This window comes from Nocardiopsis salina YIM 90010 (assembly GCF_000341025.1).
Classification (GTDB): Bacteria; Actinomycetota; Actinomycetes; order Streptosporangiales; family Streptosporangiaceae; genus Nocardiopsis; species Nocardiopsis salina.
This window is the reverse complement of record NZ_ANBF01000124.1, coordinates 31,220-54,616: the sequence shown is the minus strand read 5'-3', so window position 1 is coordinate 54,616 and position 23,397 is coordinate 31,220. Positions and strand designations below refer to the sequence as shown.

Sequence of the window (23,397 nt, the reverse complement as noted above, 5' to 3'; positions counted from 1 at the left end):
ATCGGCCGAGCCCTTCGCGCCGCCGGCGAGGACCCGCCGCACAGCCACCGCACCGCCGGCCCGGACCCGCCCGAGGTCGAAGACCAAGGCCGCCGACGACGAGACATAGGGGGTGGTGGCCGTGGCCGCGTTCGCCACTCCCAAGGAGCTGCGCAAGCTCCTACGCCTCGACGAGGTCGACGAGGACGCGGCCGAGTTCCTCCTGGGCCTGGCCGAGGCCACCGTGCGCGCCGAGGTCCGCCAGGAGATCCTCGCCAACGACGACACCGAGGTGACCCTGGACGGTGGCGGGACGCCGGTCCTGTTGCTGCCCGAGACGCCCGTGACCGGCGTGTCCTCGGTCGTGGAGAACGACCAGGAGCTGACCGAGGGGGCCGACTACGTGTGGTCGGCGTCGGGGGTGATGACCAGGCTCCGGCGAACGTGGTCGCCCCTGCCCCGGTCGGTGGCCGTGGTCTACAGCCACGGCCGCGCCAAGGTGCCCGAGATCGTGCGTGCGGTGACCGTGCAGGCCGCCGCGCGCGTGTGGGTGAACCCGAGACAACTCAGTCAGGAGTCGATCGGCGACTATTCCCGCTCGTTCGGCACGACCTCGGCGCCCGCCGGGCGTATCCAGCTCACCGAGTACGAACGGGGCCTACTCGGCCGCTACCGCGCCAAGCCCAAGGGGGTCGGGCCGTGATCGGGCACCTGTTGAACCGGACCGTTCACCTGTGGCGCGAGGAGCGCACCGAGACCGGGTCCGGCGGATGGATCGTCGACTGGGTCCCCAAGGGCGCGCGCAAAGCGCGCCTGTCCCAGCCCTCGGCGTCCGAGCGGATCGTGGCCGAACAGGCGGGGGCTTCGCTCGACGCCCGTATCTACTTCGCGGACGGCACCGACGTTCACCGCGGCGANGTCTACCGGGTGGCCGCCGTGGTGGTGCCGTCCGAGCCGGGCGTGTACCGGCGCGCGGACTGCGAACACATCCAGACCGAAGGAGGGCGCCCCGATGGGTAAGGCCCGCATGAACGTCCAACTCGAGGGCCTCGACGGGCTTCGCGCCCAGCTCGGACAGCTCCCCGACCAGGTACGCCAGGGCGCGGCCGACGCCGTCCAAGAGTCGGCGAAGTCGGTCGAGGGGATGATGAAGAACTTCGTGCCCGTCGACTCCGGAACGCTCGAGGAGTCGATCGGGTCGGACGTCGATCGTGAAGCGCTGACCGCTGACATCGGCACCCAAGGATCGGGTGTGCACTACGGGGCGTTCGTCGAGTTCGGCACCTCGAAGATGCCCGCCCAGCCGTTCGCGCAGCCGGCGGCCGAGCTGGAACGCGACTACTTTCCGACCCGACTGCGTCAGCACGTCGGCGACCAGCTACCGGGCTCATGAGCATCACCGCACGGTCGCCCCTGGCCGCGATCCAGCGGGCGATCTACCAACGCCTGAACACCGATGAGGGCCTGGGCGCGGCTGTGTACGACCAGGTGCCCGAGGACGCGCCCATGCCCTATGTGGTCCTGGGCGAGGCGACCGAGACCCCGGATAACTGGCACGGCGGGATCGGCCGCAACAGCACGCACACGCTGCACGTGTGGTCCCAGCAACAGACCTTCGACGAGGCGAATGCCGTCGCCGACCGTGTCGTGCAGCTCCTCGACCACCAGCCCATGCCGCTGCACGCGGCCGAGTGGGTCGTGACCGCGGTTCGGTTCGAGTTCGCCCAGACACTTCGGGACCCGCAACCGCCGCACGCGCGGCATATCCCGGTGCGGTTCCGCATCAACACCGAACAACCAGAAGACGAGGAGGGGTGACCGTGGCGGGCAAGAACGCTTTCGGTACCAAGCTCTACCGGAGCGACGGCAACGGCGAATGGGACCAGTTGTCGAACGCGACCAGCATCGACCTTCCCAGCCTGTCCCGTGAAGACATCGACGTCACCGATCACGACAGCCCGGACGGCTACATGGAGTTCGTCCCGGGCCTGCGCGATGGCGGCGAGGTGTCCGTGGATTGCAACTACCGGCCGAGTCGTCACGACGACTGGGTGATGGAGGACTTCGAGGACGACGAGGTTCACCGGTACCGCATCGTCCTACCTACCGCCGAGCGGCACGCATGGACCTTCGACGCCTTCGTGACCGGCTATGAACCCAGCGCACCGCACGACGACAAGCTGGAAACCTCGATCACCTTCAAGGTTTCCGGTAAACCTGACCTGTCCGAGCTGGGGCCGGGCGAAGGTCCCGGCAACGGTGAGGACGACAACGGCAACGGTGGCGGCGACGACGGCGAGAACGGAGACGACCAGTGACAACCTCCCTGCGCGACCAGATTCTGGAAGCTGACGACCTTCCCGAGGTCGACGAGGCGGTGCCCGAGTGGGGCGGCCTCGTCGTGCGCGTGCGCGGCCTGTCCGGCACCGACCGAGACGCCTACGAGGCGAAGGCGGTCGCCCTGAAGAATCAGGGTCAGGACGTCGAACTTCGCTTGCAGGACTTCAGGACCAAGCTCGTCGTCAAGTGCCTGTTCGACCCCGAGAGCGACGAGCGCCTGTTCTCCGACAAGGACGTGGCGAAGCTCGGCCGAAAGTCCGGCGCCGTGATCGAGCGGCTGTACGGATCGCACAGCGCCTTTCCGGCATGACCAAGGAGGCCAAGGAGGAGGCCAAGGGAAAATCCGAGGCCGTCCCGAGCGACGGTTCTACCACCGACTAGCAGCGCACATGCGCATCCCTGTCGCCGAGCTACTCGCCCGAGTCTCCTCGGCCGAGCTGACCGACTGGATCGCATACGAGGAGATCGCCGGCACCCTCGGCCCCGAACGCGACGACATCTTGAACGCGCTCCTGTGCGCCACGATCACCAACGCGAACAGGGACCGCAAGACGCGCAAGGCGACGCCGAAGGACTTCCTTCCGACCTGGGACCAGGCGCCCCAGACCGCCGACCAGCAACTGGCCATGCTGCGCCAGCTCAACGCCAAACACGGCGGGACCTCTGGCAAGTACACACCCAGATGAGCGTCGAGGGGGTGATGCCGCGTGGTCACCCTCGACGAACTCACCGTTCGGATCGGCGCTGATGCCGACGACCTCGAGTCCGGACTGGGCAAAGCGGCCCAAGCCGTCGAGGACAACATCGGCAAGATCACCGCCGCCGGTGTGGCCGCCGGCGGTTCGATGGAAGCCTTCGCCCGCGGCCAGGCCGACGTCAACGCGAGCCTCGCGCGGACGGCGATCGCCTCGGGCGAGAATGAGGAAGCCCTACGCGCATCGGCCTACGCGATGGCCGATCACACCGGCGGCGCCGAAGCCGCCGCCGACGGTATGGAGCTGCTGGCACAGAAGGGTTTCGACACCAAACAGGAGTTCGAGGCCATCCTTCCGGCGGTCGGCCAGTTCGGCGACGCGGTCGGCAAGGACTTGCCGAGCGCGATCAGCTCCGCCGACCGGCTGTTGGTGCCCTTCGGTGATGACCTTTCAGACGTCGGCGACAACGCGGACCAGATGTCGCGCCTGATCCAACAGACCGATATCCCGCTGGGCACGCTCGAACGCAACCTTGGGCGCGTGCCCGACGAGCTGCAAGCGCTCGAGTTCGGGCTGGATGACGCCGCCGCCGGTGTCGAGTACTTCCGAGACCAGGGGTACAGCGGCCAGGAGTCCGTTCGCGAGTTCCGTCGAGCCGTCGCCGACAGCGAGGGCGACATGGGCGAGTTCCTCGACGTCCTCGGGCTGACCGCCGAGGAGTGGGAGAACTACCAGACGGCCGTCGAGCCAACCCCGGGTCTCACACAGGAATTGGCCGATGCCGCCAACGACACCTCGACCCCGCTTCAGGACCTACAGGATCGGGTTCAGGACCTGATGTTCCGGTACGGCGGCCTCGCCGACGCCGCCGGGTCGCTCGCGCTTCCGCTGATGGCACTCGGGCCGATCCTGAAGGGCGCGACGACCGTCATCCAGGGTGCGACGAGGGCGAAGAATGCCCTGTCCCTGGCGTTCCTGCGATCGCCGGTGTTCTGGTTGGTCGCCGGGCTCGCCCTGCTCGCCGGGGCGTTCTGGTACGCCTGGCAGAACAGCGCCACCTTCCGCGAGACCGTGACCGGGCTTTGGGGCTCGCTGTCGTCAGCGGCCGAGCCCGTGATCAACTGGCTGACCACCACGGCCTTGTCGGCGTTCCAGTCGCTCGCGACTTGGGTCGGTGAGAACGAGGCGACCATGACCCGCCTCGCGATCGCGATCGTCGCCATCGGCGCGGCTGTCGCCGCCGTCGTGATCGGACTGAAGGTCTACCAGGGCATCATGGCGGTCGTCCGCGGGCTGACCCTGGCCTGGGTCGGTGTGCAGTGGCTGTTGAACGCGGCGTTCCTCGCGAACCCGATCACGTGGATCGTTCTGGGCATCCTCGCCCTGATCGCCGTGATCGCGCTCGTGATCGTCTACTGGGACGAGATCGTTGCAGCCACGCGGGCCGCCTGGGACTGGCTGATGGACATCCTGTCGTCCGCCCTCGACTGGATCATTGACCTGTTCCTGAACTGGACGCTGATCGGCCTCGTAATCCAGTACTGGGACCAGATCGCCGCCGGCTTCCAAGCCGGGGTCGACGCCGCCGTGGCCTTCGTGGTCGGGCTGGTGACCAACGTGATCGCCTTCATTGGTCGCCTCGCCCAGCTTCCGGGCATGGTGGGCGACTACTTCCGGGGCCTGTACCAGCGGGCACAGCAGCAGGGCCAGAACCTGATCAGCTTCGTGCAGTCGATCCCGAGCCGCATCACGTCAGCCCTGGGCAACCTCGGCTCGCTGCTTCGCAACGCGGGCCGATCAGTGATCCAGGGCCTGATCAACGGGATCAAGTCGATGATCTCGAACATCGGAAGCACGATGTCGAACGTCGCCTCGACGATCAGGGGCTACCTGCCGTTCTCACCGGCCGAGGTCGGCCCCATGAGCGGCGACGGCGCACCCGAGGTGTCCGGCGCCCGGATCGCCGAGACCCTCGGCGAAGGCGTGATGTCGGAGCTGACCGCGATCGACCGCGCGGCCGACGAACTCATGCGCCCGCTCGACGACCGGCTGGGACGCACCGGCGACGCCCTGGGCGACGTCGCCCGCTCGATCCCGACCAACGTCAACCGGGCCGTTCGCGAAGGCGGCAACCCCGCACGGGTGGTCGTCGACGTCACCGGCGGCGATGGCGAGTTGAAGCGCATGATCCGCAAGATGGTCAAGGTCGACGGCCGCGGTTCGGTTCAGACCGCATTCGGTAGGGGGTGAACCGTGGCCAGGGTCCGCCTGCGCGTGGAGATCCAAACACGATCGGGCGAGTGGCTGAACATCACCGGTGACGTCCGCACGCGCGAAGACGCGCAGATTGTGCGCGGCCGCGCCGACGAGGGCGCCCAGGTCGACCCGTCTACCCTGTCGTTCCAGCTCAACAACAGGCACGGCGAATACTCGCCGGGCAACCCGAGGTCGCCGCTGTTCCGCCGGGTCGGGAAGAATACCCCGATCCGGCTCGGCGTCGAGACCTCGGCCGGTACACGGTGGCGGTTCGGCGGTGAAGTGTCGTCCTGGCCGGTGCGCTGGGACCTGTCCGGAAACGACGTGTGGGTGGAGATCGAGGCGCACGGCATCCTGCGACGCCTCGGGCAGTCCGCGGCCAACCTGCCTGACGTGTACCGGCGGTTCCTCCTAGCGCATCGGCCGGACGCCTATTGGCCGCTGACGGACGGCGAGACCGCTCGACAGGGGTCGCCGGTCGTCGGTCAGCAACCGATGCGCACCTATGCCGCTGGCACCGGGGCGACCGCCATCACCTATGGCGCCGACTGGGCCGAGGGCGAGCTGGGTCCGTGGCTCGACCCGGTCATGCGCCTTCCCGAACAGGAACGGGGACGCTTGGCCGCGAGCGTGCGGCCGGCCCCCTCTTCGAGGTCTTGGGCCGTCGAGATCGCGCGCCAAGGCGGGGGCTTCGACAGCCTCGCGATCGCCATGCAGGGGTCAGGAACCAACTCAGACCCGTACCGGACGTGGTCGGTCGGCTGGGAGATCTCGACGAGGTCGATGTTCATCAGTATCCAGACCACCACCGAGGACAGTTCCTCGATCGCGATGGTCGAACCAGACTTCTCGGTCCCGAGTGCCTTCGATGACGAGGCGCACCTGTACCGGTTCGAGCTGTCGTCCAACAACAGCTCGTCGACGTACCGCCTCTACATGGACGGCGCCACCCTCACGAGCGGCACCTGGTCGGCTCCGGCACTACCCGCGCGCACCCTGACTTATCACTGGTGGGTTCCCGACGACGACACGTCGAGCCCGGCCGAGCTGGGGCATGTGTCGCTCTGGAACACCAACTCCGCCGCCTACCCCACTGCGGCCGACTCCTTCGCCGCCTTCCGAGGTTTCGCCGGCGAACGCGCGGCCGAGCGGATCATCCGCCTGTGCGAGGAGGCCGACATTCCGTTGGACCTGGTCGGCGAACCCGAGGATTCGCTTCGTATGGGACCGCAGTACCCCGACAGCGTGCTCGATCTTCTCTACTCCGCGCAGGCCGTCGACGGCGGCGTGCTCTACGAGAGCCGCGCACGCGCCGGCCTGGCTTACCGCACCCTTCGCAGCAAGTACAACCGCGGCGCCACACTCACGAACCAAGGAGGGATGTCGTCGTGACGAACTTCGTCGCCGACTTCTTCGACCCGATGCTGGACACCGGCGCAGAGACCGCAGTGTCGGCCAGCCTGCACACTTCACTACCCGACTCGAGGGGCTCGGCCGAGGTCGACGGCGGCGCCTACTCGCGCCAGTCGGTCACTTGGTCTGACGCTTCGGGCGGGACTTTGACTGCCTCGTCGGGGGTCACGTTCTCGGTGCCCTCGGACACGACCGTCTCGCACATTGGATTCTGGGGCTCGGGCGGCACGTGGAAGGGCTCGGCACGACTGAATGAGCCCCAGCCCTTCCCCTCCTCGGGGACTCTCACGATCGACCCGCTGACGATCAGCCTCGAGAATGCCGAATAGGAATAGGGGGTGCGCTGTGGCGACGACGGTCGCGAACCGGCTCGACGGCCCGCTGGGCGAGGCGCCCGATGAGGACACCCTGGAACGGTCGGCGATCGTCGGCACCCTCGAGGCCGCCGACACGACCGGTCCGATCGGTGTCGGACGTGCCCGATTCTCAGCCGAGCACACCGTGCACGGCCTCGCGACGACACGCATTGACCCCGGGTACTCCTTCACCCAACAGCCGCGGTACGTGCTTGAGCTTCCCCAAACTCCCGACGACGAGACCCAAGACGAGGAGGACGACGAGGAGGATCATGCCGAGACCGAATGGTGGGTGCGGTTCTACGCCTGGATTCCTCCCATGCAGACCGCCGGACACGGCATTCACGAGGTTCGGTGGTTGGTCGGGTGGCCCGATGTAGGTCTGGGCTTGGTCGTGCACGAGACCGCCGGCGGCAACGTCGGAACCAGGTTGCAGCCGTCCGGGCTCGCCTCGCCGTCGATCGGATGGACCAGCGAATCAGGGTCGGCCGTAGCGGTCGGCCAGTGGTGGCGCGTCGAACTCCACTATGACGGCCACGGGTTGACCTCACGTGTGTTCCCCGGTCACGCGGCCTCGGGTGCGCGCGTGCACCGGTGGGACGACGTCGAGCTGGGCGGCACGCTCGAACTGACCGGCTACCGCTACCGGCGAAACGTGCTGCTCGCCCCCGGCGACAACGACGGGACCACTGACGGCGCGGTCGGAGACCTACAACGCGACCTGATGGCGCTCGGCTACGAGTTGCCGCAGTTCGGCGACGACGGCGATTACGGCGGCGAGACGATCACCGCCGTGATCGCCTTTCAGGACGACCACGCCCTTCTCGCTGACGGGTACGCCGGACCCGAGACGCTCGCCGCCGTCGACCTCGCCTTGCGAGTGGATTCAGATCCCGACGACTACCCGCCCCAGGTTTTCCTCTCCCACGTAGCCGTCTCGGACTCGGCGCCACTGGGTCCCGCACCAGGGCCGGTCCGATCGGCACACGCACGTCTGCGTGTCTCGGTCGTAGCCGAGGGAGAGACCGAGGAGGGCGCCGTCTCGGCGCACGCGCGCCTGGCTGCTCGGGCCGAGCTGGGTGTGACGCGCTCGACCTCGATACCGCTGACGGCACCCGTGCGCGCGGTGGCCACGGCCCCGGCGACGCGGCATGTCACGGTCGGCGTGCACACGCGAGTTCAGGTACGAGCACGAATGGTCGTGCGCGCCGACGAGGTCCTGGCGCTCGACTACGCCGCCGGGCACCTGGCACCGCCCTTCGAGCCGACAGACGACGATGACGGCCTGGTCAACACCGTGCAGGCCACACGCCGAGACGGCGGCGAGGAGACATATCAACTTCTCGACGGCCCGCTGGGCGCCGCACACCCTCCCGAGGGCGTCGGTCCCTACGAGGAATCCGTGACGCTCGACGTGCAGCGAGACGAACAGCTCGGCGCACAAGCGTCGTGGCGCGTGCACCTCGGCACCACCGAGGGCTACCGGTACCCGCACGTGCGCGTGAACCTGGTCGGGAACCCGCACCTGGTCGACATCGTGTCCGATCGCGACACAGGCGACGGCCTGACTGTGCTCAACCCCCCGCCGTGGCTCCCGCCTGAACCCATCGACCTGTTGGTCGAGGGATACACCGAGACCCTGAATGCCTACCGTTGGGATGTGGAATTCAACGCGAGCCCCGGTGCCCCGTGGATCGTCGGCCAGGCCCTGGTTGAGGAGGAAGGCGAAGAGGCCGACCCCGGCGAGAACCAGCCCAACAGGTGCGATACCGCCGACGCGCGCCTGGCCGTCGCCGTCGAGGAGGACACCGCCGTCTTCGAGGTCACCACCTACCGGGGGCCGCGCTGGATCACCAGCGCCGAATTCCCCGACGAACTCCCCTTCGACATCCGGTGCGGTGGCGAGGTCATGCGGGTGACCGACATCAGCGGCAGCAACCGGACCCAGACCTTCACCGTCATCCGAGCCATGAACACCATCCGCCAATCGCACCCGGCAGGCGAACAGGTCGCGCTCGCGCAACCCGCCGTCGTCGGGCTCTAGAGAGGAGGTGACCCCGTGCCCTTCCCGCAGTGGTACGCCGGGCAGGTCATCACCGCCGAGCGGCTCAACGCCCGCAACATGGGCCTCGTCGAGCAGCTCAACGATCAGGAGGTCACCGATAACGACTCGTCGTGGGAGCTGTCCGAGATCGAGCTGGAACTGGAACCGAACGCCGTCTACTTCTACTGGCTGGGAGTGTCCTACTCGGCCGGAGACGGCGGGTTCGCCTGGTCCTGGTCATCCACTGGGGTGACCCTTGCGTCCTTCACGATCGCCTACAACAGAGACACCGCGTCGGGAATCAACAACGGCGGCCCGGTGATCTTGCGACGCCCCGCCAACACGACCCCGCGTGTCGCCGGCGGCTCGGGCTCGTCGAACTTCAACAGTGCTGCCGACCGGGGGACCATCACCACCTCGGGAGGCACCCCGACCCTTGCGTTGCAGTTCTGGCAGGACTCCGCCGACTCCTCCCCGACGATCCTCCGAGGAGGCAACCAGACCCGCCTCGTGTACCAGAGGATCGGGTGATCCGGTGGCCGACGATCAGCCCCGCCCGTATGCCGTCATAACCGTGGCCGACGTGTACGGACAACAGCGCGAACTCGCCGGAAAGGTCGAGTCAGCCCTGGCACGCCAGCAGCACACAACCGAGCGGCTCGAGGATCACGAGACCCGCCTACGCAGCCTCGAGGCATGGCGCTACGCGCTGCCGCTGTCGACGATCTCGGCGATCATCGCGGCGATCGCCGCCGTCGCCTCGACCATCCTCGGCTGACCAAGCCGAACACCAGCCCCGACCGACCGGTCGGGGCATTTCTATGTCCTGAAGGAGGCGCCCCACGTGACCGATGTCCGCAAACAGTCGCGATCACAGGCCGTTCTTGCACCGGCTCGTAGCCGTTCCCCGGTCGAAAAGGGCGAGGTGCGCGGCTTCACCGTGCACCACACCGCCGGCCCCGCCACCCAGACCCCGGCGCAGATTCAGAGCTACCACTTCTCGATCGGGTGGAGCGACGTCGGGTACGCGCGCCTGGTCGTCGACCACGGTTCCTACGCCGTGATCGTCGAAGGCCGCGGCTACGGCGCCGAACTGGCACACGCCCTGGGCCACAACAGGAGCCACCTCGGCGTCGCCGTGATCGGCACCTACGACAACGGGCTTCCCAGCGTTCACGCCCTGGCCGCCGTGCGCCAGTGCCACGCCGAGGCCGAGAGCTGGGCAGGCCGCACTCTTCCCGTGACCGGTCACCGCGACCTCGTATCGACCGGATGCCCCGGTGACGCCCTGTACGCCTGGGCGACCGGAGGCATGGACCTTGACGAAGCAGCAGAAGGAGACGAGGAGTTGTACGGACTCTCAGAAGGTGACAGCGGCGAGCGCGTCGAAGGGCTCCAGACCACGCTCAGGCACGCCGGATTCGGCGACATGCTCGGCGACTACGGGCCACGCGGCGACGGCGTCGACGGCGATTACGGCAGCGGCACCACCGAGGCGGTTCTGGCCGCTCGACAGTACGTCGGCTCGGGCGCGACCAGCGGCGCCCGCGTGAGCGCGATCGCCGCCGCGCAGATCCGGCGCGCCGTCGCGCGGCGCGAGGCCGAGCGGGCAGTGGCCGGCCTCGACCTCGACGAGGGGGATTGCTGACATGGCACACGAGGCACCCGCACCGACCCCGGGCAGCAAGGCCGAGACCCGACAGGACGCCCGAACACGAGGGTGGCGAACCGCCCTTCAGGGCGCCGTATCGACCGCGCTCGTCGCCGTCGCCACCGTCGTGACCGACCAGGTCGTGCCCGGCGAGATCATCGACTGGCCGACGCTCGGTCTGGCCGCCGCGACTGCGGCCGGTACCGCGTTGGCCGCGTGGGTTCAGCGTCGCCTCGAAGGCAGCACTGACCAGCCCTGATGCGTGATATCTTCGTACACGTGTTCTAGTCGTGGCTGGGGAAGGCCCCGACGGACGCGACGGCGCCCCACTCTCCCGCTGGGAGGGTGGGGCGCCTTTCTCATGTTCAGGGCTCAGGCGTACCGGTCGGCTAGAGCGCCGCCAGCGCGGACAGCGCGTCGAAATCCGCATCGTTCAGCCGAATACGAGCCGCCTCGGTGTTCTCCTCGACGTGCGCCCTCTTCGACGTTCCGGGGATCGGCATCATCACCGGCGAGCGGTGCAGCAGCCATGCGAGCGCGAGTTGCGACGGGGTGGCGCCGTGCTGTTTGGCGGCTTCGTCGAGCGGGCCGCCGGGGCGCGCAAGGTCGCCGGTCGCCACCGGGGCATACGGGATGAATCCGATGCCTTCGGCGGCGCAGTAGTCGAGAACGTCCTCGCTGGCCCGGTCGAGGAGGCTGTACCGGTTCTGCACGGACGCGATGGGGGCGATCGTGCGGGCCTCGGTCACCTGCTCGACGGTCACCTTTGAAAGGCCGATGTGGCCGATCTTGCCTTCGTCGCGCATGGCGGCGAGTTCGCCCACCTGTTCAGCTAGCGGCACCTGCGGGTCGACGCGGTGTAGTTGGTAGAGGTCGATGCGTTCGAGGCCGAGGTGGCGCAGACTCAGCTCGAGTTGTTGACGCAGGTACTCAGGTCTGCCGAGGGGACGCCAGTCGTTCGGGCCGCGCCGCGTCAGGCCGGCCTTGGTGGCGATGACGAGGCTCTCCGGGTAGGGATGAAGGGCCTCCTTGATGAGCTGCTCGCTGATCTGCGGACCGTAGGAGTCCGCGGTGTCGATGAGGTTCACGCCCAGTTCGACGGCGCGGCGCAGAACGCGCACCGCCTCGGCGCGGTCGGCGGGCTCGTCCCAGACGCCTTCGCCGGTAAGCCGCATCGTGCCGTAGCCGAGCCGGTTGACGGGCAGTGAGCTGCCGAGGGGGAACGTGCCCAACGCGTTGGCAGGGCTTAGGTCAGAGTGGTCGTCGGTAGTGGTCACTGCGGGTTCCTCTTGTTTCTCAGGGGGTTAGAACAGGGTCGGGTCCTCTTCGGGCGGACCCAGCGGTACCGACGCGGCCGACACGAGATCGCCGAGCGTGCGCACGCTCGGGTCGTCCTCGACCAGGCGGGCGAGTAGGACAGCAGCGGCGACGGTGTCCCACAACGCCCGGTGCGGGCGTCCGCTGGGAACCGACTTGTCGACTTGCTCGCGTAGCTCGAACCGGTCAAGGAGCGCCCCGAGCCCGCGCGGGGCGGGGATCTGGAGGTGACGGGCCAGGCGCAGAGTGTCGATCAGCCCGGCCGGCCGAACGCTCGGGTGGCGCAGGTGGACAAGCTTCCAGTCCACGCTCACGTTGTGTCCCACCATGTACCGACCGTTGACACGGGCTTCCAGCTCGGCGCCGACCTGTGCGGGGCTCGGCGCTTCGCGCAACGCTTCGTCGGTCAGCCCTGGGCTGATCCAGGGACGGCGCGGAACGGTTCGGCCGGGATTGACGAGGCTCTCGTAGGCCGATGACAGGTCGGGGGAACCGTCCACGATCGGGACCGCGGCGACTTCCAGGATCGCCTCGTTGTCCTTGTCCTGGGCACCCGTGCCCTCGAGGTCAAGGGCGCACAGCGGTGCCTCGGTCCACGGTCGATCGAGCATGACGGTCCCCCCGGTGTTCTAGTCGTCCTCGTGGCGCGCGGCAGCGTGCAGCCGCTCGCGTGCCTCGTCGAGCTGTCGCCGTTCATCCTCGCTCAGCTCGTACCCCTTCAGGGTGCGCCCGTGCGCGCGGTGAACGTGCGGGTGGTCGACTTCCCACACCTGGTAGCCGAGGGTGTGCTGGATGGCGTACCGGCGCTGCTCCCCCAGCGCGTGGGTGAGGATGTGGCCGTCCTCGACCAGGAACGGCGTATCGGGGTCGTACTCCAGCTCGGCGAGGACGTTCCGGAACTCGTCCTCGGTCGGCGCGTGATGGTTGTCGGCGCACAACTGGCGCTGCTTGGCCGGGCAGATGTCGCACAGCTCGGGAACGCCCCAGTGCCCGTTGTAGTCCGGGACGTCGTGGGCGTAGGTGACACCGCATGAGGTCTTGCGGAACAGCGGAACCGACGTGCCGTGCTCGCGCCACGCGGCGACCACCTTCGCATCCAGTTCTTCCGGCATCACCTTCCGGCGCTGATAGTCGTCCTCATAGGGCACCTCGACGCCCTGTCCGCGCAGGTAGTCGGCGTTCTCCTCCTTGTGGTAGTAGCCAGTGAACACCAGCGCATCTACGCCGGCCCGGTCGGCGACGTCGAGCACGTGCCGCAACGTCGCCGGGTCGTCGTTCCACCCCGGCGTGATCGGACGCCAGTAGAGGATCACGCCCGTCCGCTCCGACAGAGCCGCCGCCGTCTCGATCGACTTCACGGTGGTCCGAGACTTCGCGATCGGCTCCACACGCGCATCCGCGATCCCCGAGTAGGTGAACAACAGCGTCACCCGCACATGCTCGAGGGACTCGAAGCGCGCCATGTCGGCCTTGCTGACGTGGAACCGGGTGATGATCAGGACCAGGTTCGTCATGCCGCGCCTGTCCAGCTCCTCGAGGACGGCGAAAGTATGCGGCTTCACGCCGGGCAACATCGGGTCGGTGGCCTTGTTGAACAACTGGATCGGCGTCGAGTGCGGCCGGAACGCCTCGTGCCCGGTCAGCATTTCCACGGCCTCCTCGGTGGTGATGAGGAGCTGGGGCGTCTTCTGCTCGAAGTTGCCCCAGAAGTGGCGCACGCAGTACCCGCAGTCGAGCGGGCATCCGATGACGTGGTTCAGCGACAGCCCGGACTTGCGGTTGGTGATGATCTGCGCCATGTACGGGTCGAGGCCGGACTGTTGCTCGTCGGGCATCACCCGGAGGTTGTTCGGCCCTACGGGGATCGTGGCGCCGTTGATCAGGACGGACTCAGTCACGGGACAGCTCCTCGTGTTGGGGGGTGAGAAGGTGCGCGAACGCGGGGCCGAACCACACGTTGAACTCGCGCTCGGAACCTTCGGCGTCGTCTGAGGTGTGAATCAGGTTGTCGATGAACCGGCCCTCGGCGCGGGCTTGCGCGATAGAGTCCGCGCCGAAGTGGCCCCGGATCGAGTCCGGCGCGGCGCGTGCCGGGTCGTAGTGGCCGAGAAGACCGCGCACGTGCTCGGGAGTGCCTTCGGCCTGGCCGTGGAACAAGGCGACTGTGACGGTCTGGCCGACCCAGTTGCGGCGCAGCTCGGCGCGCACGTCGAACGGGAACCGGTCGTCGAGGGCAATCATGTCGGCGTAGTGGGTGAAGATGTGCCGCTCGGTCACGACAACCGATCGGCGCTCGACCAGGCGGACCTCGGCGCCGATCCATTCCAGGATCGGTCCGACCAAGCCGCGGCGGGTCGCGTCCGGTTTGCACGTGGCCACGGTCCAACGGCCCCAGCCACCGGCCGGCGCCATCACGCGGTCCCCTTGGGCATGCGGTTCTTCCATCGACGGGTGACCAACCACCGGTACCCGGGGTCGAGGGCGACGACGTGATCGGGGTTGACCGCCTGGTCGGTGTGCTTGATCTGCCGGAAGATCTCGAACAGCAACAGGACCTGTTGCCAGTACTCGGCAAGGCCGGTTTCCGTCAGCGTCTTCGGGGTGTGCGAGCGCTCGTTGTTGCGCAACGCTTCCTCGTGTTCCAAGACGGCCTCGAGGGCCGACCAGGAGGTGCCAGCGGGCATCTCGGGCGGCCGGAACGCCGGCCGCAGGTATCCGGGTTCGCGGGGTTCGTGAAGCACACGCCGAACGGTCTCCGCGTCACGGTCGTTGATGTGCATCGACGCCACGTGGTGGGTGTAGAGCCCCAGCTCGACGCCGAGCTGACAGGCGGCGATCTCCTGGAGGAAGGTGAACGCGAAGACGTCGCTCACCATGCCCCTGTAGGCGTCGTTCCCGCGCATGTAGCACGTCAGGTTCAGGCGCCCCTCGCGCAACAGAAATTGGGCGCTTATCGTGCACGAGACGTCGGGGTTGTCGGTGACCGCGAGTTCCTCGGGCCGGTAGATCCCCAGGACGGCACGCTTGGTGTCGGGGTCGGAGCGCAACAGGTCGAGGACGCGGTCCCACTGGGTGGCGTTCTCGGCGTCGGGGGCGAACATCCTGGTTCCGTAGGCGGTACCTGTCAGCGTTTTGCCGTCGGCGGAGTTCTTCGCCATGCCGGGTGCGTAGTAGCCGATCATGTCGAGGTCATCCCGGCCGGAGGCGTACCACAGGGCCTCGGCGAGGTTGAAGATGATGTTCACCGGCCGCTGTCTGATGAAGGGGAGCCGGTCGCGGGGGTCGGCGATTCGGAAGCTGACGTTGGTCAGTTCGGCCGAGTCGTTGCCCCTCGACGAGGTCGTGTGTTCGGTGTGGTTGGTGACGGCGTCGAGCACCGCCAGGTAGGCGTCGTGGAAGTTCTGTTCGATATGGGGGGTCACATGGGGGGTCAATCGCTGCAAGAGCAGTCCTTCCGTCCTTCCGTGTGGGGGCCGCCCTCGAGCCCCCGTGACTCGAGGGCGGGGAACCCGCGTGCCTGGCGACAGCCACACACGCGCCAGGCACGCGGGGGTTCAGGGGTTCAGCGGCCGCACGTGCGCGCGGCCTCAATCTCGTCGGCCAGGAGCTCGCGCATCCTCGCCACGGGGTGAGCGTCCTCGACGGCGCCGGGCGGGAGTATGAGCGCCAGGCCGACCGCGGTCACTGCGGTGATCTCGTCGCCGTCCTCGGGTCTGCCATCGGGCACGGTCACCACCTCCTGTGGATGTAGGGGCGAACCGGCCACGGCGGGGGTTCCTCGTCGATCTCGCGGATACGGCGCCGCGTCTCTTCGGGGCAATCGGCACGCACGAGGTGGGCGCCCCGAGCCGCGACGTAGCAGAGACCGGACGGCCCCGGCAGAGCGAGCACGCGCCAGTCGGGGTGATCGCGGGCAACGAGGTCGACCTGGGCGTGCGCTGTGCGCCGCGCCTGGCGAGGGATCGGAGGGACGGCCGCGCTCGGTGCAGGTCGAGCACGGACGTCAGACCGGACCGGGCGAAGTGCGGCGCCGAGGAGGCAGAGGAACAGCCGGATCATGTTCGCCCCCTAGGAGGGGGCACTACGTGTGCCTCGGCCACGGGTACGCGCAGTTCGTCGCCGCGTTGTGTGCGGACCTTCAGCATGTGACCGGGGGACCCGGGGCGGCCTCGCTGGTAGCCGACGACCTGGTCGGGGGTTTCGCGCTTGCTGTTGACGGCGGTCACCCACGTGCCAAGCGGGTAGTGGCGATGGACTTCGCGCCACAGGGTTTCGAGGCGCAGCGGTTCGAGCTGTTTCATCAGCTCGCCGATCTCGTCGCCCGTCAGCTCTCTGCCGTCAGCCAGTACGGCGTCGGTCGTGAGGATGACGTCTCGTTGGTCTTCCAAGGTGAACAGCTCCATCACTGGATCACCGCCGGTCGGGCGCCGAGAAAGGGCCGGACGCGGGAAGCCTTGCGGGGCCTGCCCCAGGACGGGACACCGCGTGTATGGGGAGTTCGGGCGGGGTTTCCTTCCAAGAAATCGGACATTAGGGATCATCTCCTGTCCGTCGTCTGTAGGGCCAATACTCAGGTGTCGACATCATGCGCCAGAAACACCGAATAGCACAACCCCAAAAGAGAGACTCTACGATTTTCAGGCGGCGGTAAGATGCGTCTATGGCACGCGCGAACCCCACCTACTCCCCGTCCGTCCGGCGGCGACGCCTCGGGCGCCACCTGCGAAGCCTGCGCGACAAAGCGGGGTACACGATGGCCGACGTCAGTCAGCGGCTCGGCTGGGCGAAGGCCAAGGTCGGAAAACTCGAAACGAGCGAGCTGAAGACGGTGAAACCGTCGGATCTCGACTCTCTGCTCACGCTCTACGGTGTCGAGGACGACGAGCAGAGGGAGGCACTCCATCAGCTCGCGCGCGACGCCAAGCAGAGAGGTTGGTGGTGGAAGTACCGGGACGTCTTCGGCGCGGAGTCCTTGCCCGACTTCGAGACCGAGGCAAGCCTGATCCGGACTTATGAGGTCGCGATCGTGCCCGGCCTGTTGCAGACCCCCGAGTACGCCGAGGGCGTGTTCCTCGGTGGCCGCTACACCTCGCCCGACAAGATCAAGCGTCAGGTCGACGCCCGCATGGAGCGCCGCGAGATTCTGACGAGGTACGAACGTCCGCCGCGGTTGGTAGCGGTGATCGACGAAGCTGCGCTACGCCGCCCGATGGGCGATCGCGACGTGATGCGCGGTCAGTTCGAGTACCTGCTACGTATCGGGCAGTTGCCGAACATCGACATCCAGGTGCTGCCGTTCGCGGTCGGCCCACATGCGGCGCTCGGGATGTCGTTCACCCTCCTGGACTTCCCCGATCCGCTGGATGCTCCGATCGCCTACACCGATAGCGTGGCCAGCGGCGTCTTCGAGGAGACCGACGCCGAGGTTGAGTCCTACACGACGACCTTCGGCGAGCTACAGGGCGCGGCGCTGTCGACCGTGCAGAGCGCCCGTTTCATCGAGGACATCCTGTCCGAAGAAAGCGACGAATCATGATGACACCTGAGTTCCGCAAGGCTTCCTACAGCAATCACAATCAGAACTGCGTCGAGTGCGCGTACCTGCCCGAGGGGGCCGGCGCGATCCGAGACACGAAGCACCGCGAGGCCGGGCACCTCGAGTTCCCGCGGGCCGAGTGGACCGCGTTCCTCGCCGACCTGAAGGGGCTCGACGGGTAGGCGCGCCTGGACACCACAGAACCCCCGTGCCGTCATCGGGCGCGGGGGTTCCGTGTACCTGAGTCGCGTCCTACAGACGCTTCTCGGGGAGCATACCGGCCGGGGGCGTCGGGCGGAACGGCCCTGTAGCCCGACTTCGCGTGGCCTCATCCTTGTTGAAGGCTGGCCTCATCCTTGAATCAGGCTGCTTCTCGGGGGGCGGTGAACCGGCCTCATCTCCGAGTGCCGCACACCGGCCCGTGCGTCCGTGCGTCACACGTGCGTCAGAACGTGCGTCCGACTGCGGACATCCACGAACACCGACGAACAAGAAACCCCAGGTCAGAAACGATCGAAAGCTTCTGACCTGGGGTCGGTGAGTGCCTGATAAGGATGAGGCCCCAGGTTCAAGTCCTGGTACGCCCACCAGCGAAAAGGCTCCCACACGGGGCCTTTTTTCATGTCCGGGCGCCATGTGCGTCACTGCACGGGCGTCTGCTGGTAGAGCGCGAGGCGCCACCGGCCACCGGTGTAGCGGTACGTACTGGCCATGCGGGCCTCGAACGGGGGCTCGTCGCCCCTGCGTGCGCGGCCCGTGTAGACGAGCGCCGCGGAGTCCGGCCCGGTGTCGATGCGGCGGACACCGGTGAGCTCGTAGGTGTCCCACGTCGGTGCCTGGTCGAGCGAGGCGACGACGGCCTCCCGATCGAACACCGATCCGTCGGCCAGCACCATGGCCCCGTCCTCGGTCATGAGGTCGCCGTAGAAGGTGTCACCCGTGCCCTCGCACAGGGAACGCCATCCCTCGTGTTCCAGGGTGAGGAGTTCGTCGGTCGTGTCCACAGTGCCTCCCGGTGGGGTTCCTCTCGGATCTGAGCACACGTCGACACCGGACGGCAAGGCCCTGTGCCCGCCTGTCTCCCTGGTGACCTGCGGATCTGTCGAGGTGTCGACATGTCACCGTCCAGGTTGGCCCGTCCGTCCCCCGCAGGCCAGTGTGCTGTGCGCCGTCCACCTGCCCCCGTACGGCGGCGACGCCACGTGGGTCGACACCGTGACCGTCCACCAGGCCCTGCCCCAGCCCGTGAAGGCGCTCGCCGACGGCCCGCGCGGTGCACAGCAACGACCACGACTACGCTGCCGTGAACCCGGCGCGCGATCTCACGGGCGACCTGAGGGTGTGCCGCGAGCAGTTCGTCTCGACCGTGTGCAAGACCGAGCCCCGTCGTGAGGGTTCATCCCGAGACCGGTCAGCGGGGACTGTACCTCGGCCGCTTCGTGCAGCACTCCTCCGGCCCGAGCAGCAGGGAGCCGGCCGATTCACGCGTCGGAGAGCCGGTCCCGCACGTGCTTGTGGTCGCTCGCGTAGATGATCTGGCTCCGGAACCCCACGACCTCCTGGCGGCGGCTCAAGCGGTCGATGAGGAACGCGTGGAGGTGGTCGAGGTCCTGCACGGCCACGTGCACGAGGAAGTCGTCGTCGCCGGCGACCACGTACACCGCGAGCACCTCCGGCAGTTCGATGAGGGCCTTGCGGAACCCGTCGATGACCGGACGGCTGAGCGGGCGCAGCCGTGTGTTGACGAAGGCCTCCACACCCCGGTTGAGCGCACGTGGGTCGATCTCGGCGTGGTACCCGCGCACGACCCCGCGCTCGTGCAGCGCGCGCACGCGTTCCAGGCAGGTCGAAGGGGCGATCCCCACCTGGCGAGCGAGTTCCCGGTTGGTGCGGCGCGCATTCGTTTGGAGTTCGCGCACGATCGCCGTATCGAGTTCGTCCATCAGGCTCCTCACCTCGATCTTCCGAATGATGTTCAGATTTCTGGCTCTGAAATCGGGCGTATGTCTAGTCTCTTGACCCTAACGCTGATCATCCGTGTCTGTGAGGTCACTGTGTCCGATCGCAAGCTGGTCATTGCCCTCAAGGAGGACCTGGCCCCGGCGCTGGCCGCCAACGCCGCCGCAGTCCTCGGGCTCGCCCTCGGCGGGCGCCTGGAGAGTTCCGTCGCCGAGGACTCCGAGGACGCCTCCGGGGGTCTGCACGCCGGGCTCAACCCTCACCCGGTACCCACGCTCACCGCGAGCGCCGACCGACTCGGTGAGTTGCACGCCAAGGCCGCTGCCCGGAAGGACGTCGTGGTGGTGGGGTTCAACGAGGTGGCGCGCAGGTCCCGCACCTACGAGGCCTACACCGAGGCGCTCGCCCGGACCCCCGCCGAGGACGTCGCACACGTGGGCGTGGCCGTGTTCGGGCCCCGCAACGTGGTCACCCGCCTGACCAAACGCCTGCCCCTCATGGCCTGAGCACCATGTCGAGGGGCGCCGTGTCGACAGGTCACCGAAGCGGCCTGTCGACCTCCAGGGGTTTGCGGAACCACGACTCCGCATCGACGACGCATAGGGTCCCTCGAGGGCAGAACCCCGGCCATGGATCCCACCGACGGAATGGCATCCAGGTGGGGACATGCCCGACCACGTCGCCGCCGAGCCCGAGAGCCGGACCGGTGCCCACCCGAAGGGACTGCTGTGATGCATCACGGTCTGTACCTGCCGCCGTTCGGGGAGCTCTCCGAACCCGCCGTCCTCGCCGAGATGGCCGCACGCGCCGAGAACGCGGGCTACGACGGGGTGTTCCTGTGGGACCACGTGGCACGTCCGCTCAATCCGGGCCTGCCGGTGTGCGATCCGTGGATCGCGCTCGCCGCCATGGCCGCGCGCACTGAACGGGTCGTGCTGGGTACCCGCGTCACCCCGCTCGCCCGGCGCCGGCCGCACGTGGTCGCCCGCCAGGCCGTGGCCCTGGACCACCTCAGCGGCGGACGCTTCGTACTCGGGGTCGGGCTCGGCGGTGACAACGGCGGTGAGCTCTCCCGCCTGGGTGAGGAGCCCGGGTCGCGGGATCGGGCGGGCATGCTGGACGAGGCCCTCGACGTGATCTGCCGCCTGTGGTCCGGGGAGGAGGTCCAGCATGAGGGGAGGTACTACCGGGTGGACGGACTCCGTTTCCTGCCGCGCCCGGTGCAGCGCCCCCGCATCCCGGTGTGGGTTGCCGCGCAGTCGACCCGCCCCGCTCCCCTGCGCCGGGCCGCGCGATTCGAGGGGTTGTGCCCGGAGACCGATCCCGAAGGGCTGCGGGGGATGCTCGCCGCGGTTGCCGAGCACCGCGGCGGTCTGGACGGGTACGAGGTCGCCGTCGGCGGCCCGCCCGGGCAGGACGCGGCCCCGTTCCGGGACGCGGGCGCCACGTGGTGGCTCACCCAGTTCCCGGAGGTGACGACCGTCGCCGACGTCGAGGCGGCCCTCTGACCCGAGCCGTGCCGCCGTGACGCCCTGCGGTCATGGCGCCATGTCGACACGGTGACATGACCGCACGACGTGACGGCCGGGGTCTTCAGTCCACGCTCAGGAGTTCGACGAGGTCGCCGACCTGGGGATTGGGCAGTGCCCTGGCGATGTCGGCGACCGTGACCATCCCGACCAGGTCCGTGCCGTCGATGACCGGGAGGCGCTTGACCCGCTTCTCCATCATGGTGTTCAGCACGACGTCGACCGGATCGTCGGCGCCCGCGGTGACCGCTTCCCCCTGGTTGAGGCTGCCCGCCGGGTCGGTGAGCTCCTTGCCTCCGGCGAGTCCGCGCACGACGATGTCCCGGTCGGTCAGAACCCCCTTCAGCCGACCGTCCTGGCCGCAGATCGGCAGCGCGCCCACACCGTCGCCGGCCATGAGCTCGGCCGCCTTCTGGAGCGAGTCGTCCGTACCGATGCAGCGCGGATCCGCTGTCATGACTTCGCGCACCGTGATCAGTGCCATTTCTGATCCCCCCATTGATGCTGTTCGTCAGCCCGATCCGCTTCTGTCCCAGCTACGGGAGAAAACGGACTCGGTGGCGCGCTACCCGGAACCCACCGACACGAATCAGTGGCCGGAGGGCTCCGGGCTGCTCGAGGTCGGCATGTACCGGCCCGCGGCGTCGCGATCGGTGTGCAACAGGCACCCCTGCTCTTCCCCCGAAGAAGGTCCAACACCATGTGCGGCCGATCCTGCGTGTCCAGGCCCAGCAAGATCGTCCCGGGCCGGGCGACGCCGAAGACCGACCGTTCGTTCAGGTCATGTGGGGCGAACAGGGAAAAGGCGCCCCCAGCGGTTGGGGTGTCGTGTATCACATGTCATGGTGTGCGATGGATCACCGGATCGCACTGATTCGTCGTTCTGTTCGGCCCTCCCCCGGGCCGGCGCGAGACCCCCTACGGAGCACCCATGGCACCTTCCGACCCACCCGTCCCCCGGCCGGACGGAACCCTCGAGTCCAGGGAACGGCGCAAGGTCCTCGCCGGGACCATGGTCGGCACGACCATCGAGTGGTACGACTTCTTCATCTACGCCCAGGCGGCGGGGCTGGTCCTTTCCCCGCTCTTCCTGTCACCCCTCGCCGATGCCAACCCCGTCGTGGCGCAGGTGCTGGCCTTCGCCACCATCGGCATCTCGTTCCTCTTCCGTCCCCTGGGCGCGATCGTGGCCGGCCACCTCGGCGACCGCTTCGGGCGCAAGAGGATCCTCGTGCTCACCCTGGTGATGATGGGCGTGGCGACCTTCCTCATCGGTCTGCTCCCCACTTACGCACAGATCGGTATGGCAGCGCCGGTGCTGTTGATCTTCCTGCGTGTGGTCCAGGGCTTCTCGGCCGGGGGCGAGTGGGGTGGTGCTGCGCTGATGTCGGTCGAGCACGCCCCCGTGCACAAGCGAGGGCTCTTCGGCGCCTACCCGCAGATCGGCGTGCCCTGCGGAATGATCCTCGCGACCTTCGTGATCTGGGCGATCACCGCGGCCATCGGCACGGACGCGTTCATGGAATGGGGCTGGCGCATCCCGTTCCTGCTGTCGTTCGTGCTGATCGTGGTGGGCCACATCATCCGGAGAACGGTCGAGGAGTCCCCGGTCTTCGAGCTCATGCAGCAGCGCCGCGCCAAGTCCTCGGCTCCCCTGGGCCGCCTCTTCCGCAAGAACACCAAGGAGGTCGTGCTCGCCGCGCTGATCTTCGTCGCCAACAACGCTGCCGGATACCTCGTGATCGCGTTCCTGGCCACCTACGCCTCACGCCCGGCGGAGGAGTTCGGTCTGGGCATGGATCGCGAGACGGTACTGCTGGCGACCACCCTCGCCTCGTTCGGCTGGCTCATCTCGACCATGTACGGCGGCTGGATCAGCGACAAGCTCGGTCGGGTCCGCACCTTCCAGGTCGGTTACCTGATCCTCGCGGTCTGGGCCGTGCCGATGTGGTTCATGATCGACACCGCCGACGTGCTCTGGTACTTCGTCGCGGTGTTCGTGTTCTGCCTGACGCTCGGGTTGAGCTACGGGCCCCAGTCGGCGCTGTACGCAGAGATGTTCCCCGCCGAGATCCGCTATTCCGGTGTGTCCATCGGCTACGCGTTGGGCGCGATCCTCGGTGGCGCGTTCGCGGCCACGATCGCCGAACTGCTACTGACGTCCTTCGGCGCCTCGTGGACCATCGGTGTGTACATCGTCGTGCTCTGCCTCATCTCGGGCACGGCCGTCTCCCTGGTGAACAACCCGCAGGGTGCGAACCTGCATGCCGAGGACGACGCGCCCGCTCGCTGACCCCCGGGTCGGGGCGGGGCGGCCTGCCC

At 68.0% G+C, this 23,397-nt stretch carries 31 protein-coding genes; 21 read left to right on the top strand and 10 right to left on the bottom strand.

What is annotated here, in order from left to right; all coding sequences use genetic code 11:
* Nucleotides 1–121: 121 nt before the first annotated feature.
* The 15 genes from D474_RS30470 (at nt 122) to D474_RS0113745 (ending at nt 10,993) form a co-directional block, all read left to right on the top strand.
* Complete coding sequence (locus D474_RS30470; RefSeq protein WP_152476829.1) at nt 122–682, top strand: hypothetical protein; 561 nt, start codon at nt 122–124, stop codon at nt 680–682.
* Complete coding sequence (locus tag D474_RS34420) at nt 679–999, top strand: phage head completion protein (protein WP_017614145.1); 321 nt, start codon at nt 679–681, stop codon at nt 997–999. The genes D474_RS30470 and D474_RS34420 overlap by 4 nt, the downstream gene beginning before the upstream one ends.
* A complete protein-coding gene (locus tag D474_RS0113805) occupies nt 992–1,372 on the top strand; it encodes an HK97-gp10 family putative phage morphogenesis protein (RefSeq protein WP_026118476.1) in 381 nt (126 codons plus the stop codon). Before D474_RS34420 ends, D474_RS0113805 begins: the two co-directional genes overlap by 8 nt.
* The gene (locus tag D474_RS0113800; RefSeq protein WP_017614143.1) at nt 1,369–1,797 is read left to right on the top strand and encodes a DUF3168 domain-containing protein; all 429 of its coding nucleotides are present in this window, start codon (nt 1,369–1,371) and stop codon (nt 1,795–1,797) included. The genes D474_RS0113805 and D474_RS0113800 overlap by 4 nt, the downstream gene beginning before the upstream one ends.
* Nucleotides 1,798–1,799: 2 nt before the next feature.
* On the top strand, nt 1,800–2,297 hold the full coding sequence (locus D474_RS28695; protein WP_161628680.1) for a phage tail tube protein: 498 nt from the start codon (nt 1,800–1,802) through the stop codon (nt 2,295–2,297).
* Complete coding sequence (locus D474_RS28690) at nt 2,294–2,629, top strand: hypothetical protein (protein ID WP_017614141.1); 336 nt, start codon at nt 2,294–2,296, stop codon at nt 2,627–2,629. Before D474_RS28695 ends, D474_RS28690 begins: the two co-directional genes overlap by 4 nt.
* Before the next feature lie 79 nt (nt 2,630–2,708).
* Nucleotides 2,709–3,005, top strand: coding sequence for a phage tail assembly protein T (locus tag D474_RS28685; protein ID WP_017614140.1), 297 nt, complete (start codon nt 2,709–2,711; stop codon nt 3,003–3,005).
* Between the two features lie 21 nt (nt 3,006–3,026).
* Nucleotides 3,027–5,264, top strand: a complete 2,238-nt coding sequence (locus tag D474_RS0113780) for a phage tail tape measure protein (protein WP_017614139.1) — start codon at nt 3,027–3,029, stop codon at nt 5,262–5,264.
* Nucleotides 5,265–5,267: 3 nt separating this feature from the next.
* On the top strand, nt 5,268–6,662 hold the full coding sequence (locus D474_RS0113775; protein ID WP_017614138.1) for a cupredoxin domain-containing protein: 1,395 nt from the start codon (nt 5,268–5,270) through the stop codon (nt 6,660–6,662).
* Entirely contained in the window at nt 6,659–7,012 is a 354-nt protein-coding gene (locus D474_RS28680) for a phage tail fiber protein (protein ID WP_017614137.1), read from the top strand. The genes D474_RS0113775 and D474_RS28680 overlap by 4 nt, the downstream gene beginning before the upstream one ends.
* Before the next feature lie 16 nt (nt 7,013–7,028).
* Entirely contained in the window at nt 7,029–9,083 is a 2,055-nt protein-coding gene (locus D474_RS30465; RefSeq protein ID WP_017614136.1) for a peptidoglycan-binding domain-containing protein, read from the top strand.
* Between the two features lie 15 nt (nt 9,084–9,098).
* The gene (locus tag D474_RS0113760; protein WP_017614135.1) at nt 9,099–9,614 is read left to right on the top strand and encodes a hypothetical protein; all 516 of its coding nucleotides are present in this window, start codon (nt 9,099–9,101) and stop codon (nt 9,612–9,614) included.
* Between the two features lie 4 nt (nt 9,615–9,618).
* Nucleotides 9,619–9,861 (top strand): hypothetical protein, encoded by a 243-nt coding sequence (locus D474_RS0113755; protein ID WP_017614134.1) that lies wholly within the window; start codon nt 9,619–9,621, stop codon nt 9,859–9,861.
* Between the two features lie 66 nt (nt 9,862–9,927).
* Entirely contained in the window at nt 9,928–10,731 is an 804-nt protein-coding gene (locus D474_RS28670) for a peptidoglycan recognition protein family protein (RefSeq protein WP_152476827.1), read from the top strand.
* Between the two features lies 1 nt (nt 10,732).
* The gene (locus D474_RS0113745) at nt 10,733–10,993 is read left to right on the top strand and encodes a hypothetical protein (protein ID WP_017614133.1); all 261 of its coding nucleotides are present in this window, start codon (nt 10,733–10,735) and stop codon (nt 10,991–10,993) included.
* A 130-nt stretch (nt 10,994–11,123) separates the two neighbouring features.
* Here D474_RS0113745 and D474_RS0113740 read toward each other — a convergent pair whose 3' ends face one another.
* The 7 genes from D474_RS0113740 to D474_RS0113710 form a co-directional block, all read right to left on the bottom strand.
* Nucleotides 11,124–12,011, bottom strand: coding sequence for an aldo/keto reductase (locus D474_RS0113740; RefSeq protein ID WP_026118475.1), 888 nt, complete (start codon nt 12,009–12,011; stop codon nt 11,124–11,126).
* A 27-nt stretch (nt 12,012–12,038) separates the two neighbouring features.
* The gene (locus D474_RS0113735; RefSeq protein WP_017614131.1) at nt 12,039–12,662 is read right to left on the bottom strand and encodes a 3'-5' exonuclease; all 624 of its coding nucleotides are present in this window, start codon (nt 12,660–12,662) and stop codon (nt 12,039–12,041) included.
* A gap of 18 nt (nt 12,663–12,680) precedes the next feature.
* Entirely contained in the window at nt 12,681–13,949 is a 1,269-nt protein-coding gene (locus D474_RS0113730) for a radical SAM family protein (RefSeq protein WP_017614130.1), read from the bottom strand.
* The gene (locus D474_RS0113725; protein WP_017614129.1) at nt 13,942–14,463 is read right to left on the bottom strand and encodes a nucleoside-diphosphate kinase; all 522 of its coding nucleotides are present in this window, start codon (nt 14,461–14,463) and stop codon (nt 13,942–13,944) included. Before D474_RS0113725 ends, D474_RS0113730 begins: the two co-directional genes overlap by 8 nt.
* Nucleotides 14,463–15,494 carry a thymidylate synthase gene (locus tag D474_RS0113720; protein WP_239647071.1) on the bottom strand — a complete coding sequence of 344 codons (1,032 nt, stop codon included), beginning with the start codon at nt 15,492–15,494 and terminating at the stop codon, nt 14,463–14,465. The genes D474_RS0113725 and D474_RS0113720 overlap by 1 nt, the downstream gene beginning before the upstream one ends.
* A gap of 119 nt (nt 15,495–15,613) precedes the next feature.
* Nucleotides 15,614–15,778 carry a hypothetical protein gene (locus D474_RS32710; protein ID WP_193374011.1) on the bottom strand — a complete coding sequence of 55 codons (165 nt, stop codon included), beginning with the start codon at nt 15,776–15,778 and terminating at the stop codon, nt 15,614–15,616.
* Between the two features lie 328 nt (nt 15,779–16,106).
* Nucleotides 16,107–16,439: a hypothetical protein gene (locus D474_RS0113710; protein WP_239647070.1), complete on the bottom strand. Its 333-nt coding sequence runs from the start codon at nt 16,437–16,439 to the stop codon at nt 16,107–16,109.
* Between the two features lie 272 nt (nt 16,440–16,711).
* On the opposite strand from D474_RS0113710, the gene D474_RS0113705 reads away from it, so the two are divergent.
* Nucleotides 16,712–17,587, top strand: a complete 876-nt coding sequence (locus D474_RS0113705; protein ID WP_017614125.1) for a helix-turn-helix domain-containing protein — start codon at nt 16,712–16,714, stop codon at nt 17,585–17,587.
* Entirely contained in the window at nt 17,584–17,769 is a 186-nt protein-coding gene (locus D474_RS0113700; RefSeq protein WP_026118472.1) for a DUF397 domain-containing protein, read from the top strand. The genes D474_RS0113705 and D474_RS0113700 overlap by 4 nt, the downstream gene beginning before the upstream one ends.
* Nucleotides 17,770–18,228: 459 nt before the next feature.
* Here the strand turns inward: D474_RS0113700 and D474_RS0113695 are convergent, their stop codons facing one another.
* Nucleotides 18,229–18,591 (bottom strand): nuclear transport factor 2 family protein, encoded by a 363-nt coding sequence (locus tag D474_RS0113695; RefSeq protein ID WP_017614123.1) that lies wholly within the window; start codon nt 18,589–18,591, stop codon nt 18,229–18,231.
* Between D474_RS0113695 and D474_RS34105 the strand changes: the two genes are divergently transcribed.
* Entirely contained in the window at nt 18,518–18,979 is a 462-nt protein-coding gene (locus tag D474_RS34105) for a TauD/TfdA family dioxygenase (RefSeq protein ID WP_338045284.1), read from the top strand. The two genes, D474_RS0113695 and D474_RS34105, sit on opposite strands and share 74 nt — an antisense overlap.
* An 89-nt stretch (nt 18,980–19,068) precedes the next feature.
* On the opposite strand, the gene D474_RS0113690 is transcribed toward D474_RS34105, so the two are convergent.
* Nucleotides 19,069–19,530, bottom strand: coding sequence for an Lrp/AsnC family transcriptional regulator (locus D474_RS0113690; protein WP_017614122.1), 462 nt, complete (start codon nt 19,528–19,530; stop codon nt 19,069–19,071).
* A gap of 111 nt (nt 19,531–19,641) precedes the next feature.
* Between D474_RS0113690 and D474_RS0113685 the strand changes: the two genes are divergently transcribed.
* Both D474_RS0113685 and D474_RS0113680 read left to right on the top strand, forming a co-directional pair.
* Nucleotides 19,642–20,052, top strand: coding sequence for a DUF2000 domain-containing protein (locus D474_RS0113685; RefSeq protein WP_017614121.1), 411 nt, complete (start codon nt 19,642–19,644; stop codon nt 20,050–20,052).
* A 225-nt stretch (nt 20,053–20,277) separates the two neighbouring features.
* The gene (locus tag D474_RS0113680) at nt 20,278–21,054 is read left to right on the top strand and encodes an LLM class flavin-dependent oxidoreductase (protein WP_017614120.1); all 777 of its coding nucleotides are present in this window, start codon (nt 20,278–20,280) and stop codon (nt 21,052–21,054) included.
* Nucleotides 21,055–21,139: 85 nt separating this feature from the next.
* Here the strand turns inward: D474_RS0113680 and D474_RS0113675 are convergent, their stop codons facing one another.
* Nucleotides 21,140–21,559 (bottom strand): CBS domain-containing protein, encoded by a 420-nt coding sequence (locus tag D474_RS0113675; RefSeq protein WP_017614119.1) that lies wholly within the window; start codon nt 21,557–21,559, stop codon nt 21,140–21,142.
* A 447-nt stretch (nt 21,560–22,006) separates the two neighbouring features.
* Between D474_RS0113675 and D474_RS0113670 the strand changes: the two genes are divergently transcribed.
* On the top strand, nt 22,007–23,368 hold the full coding sequence (locus D474_RS0113670) for an MFS transporter (protein ID WP_017614118.1): 1,362 nt from the start codon (nt 22,007–22,009) through the stop codon (nt 23,366–23,368).
* The last annotated feature ends 29 nt before the right edge of the window (nt 23,369–23,397 follow it).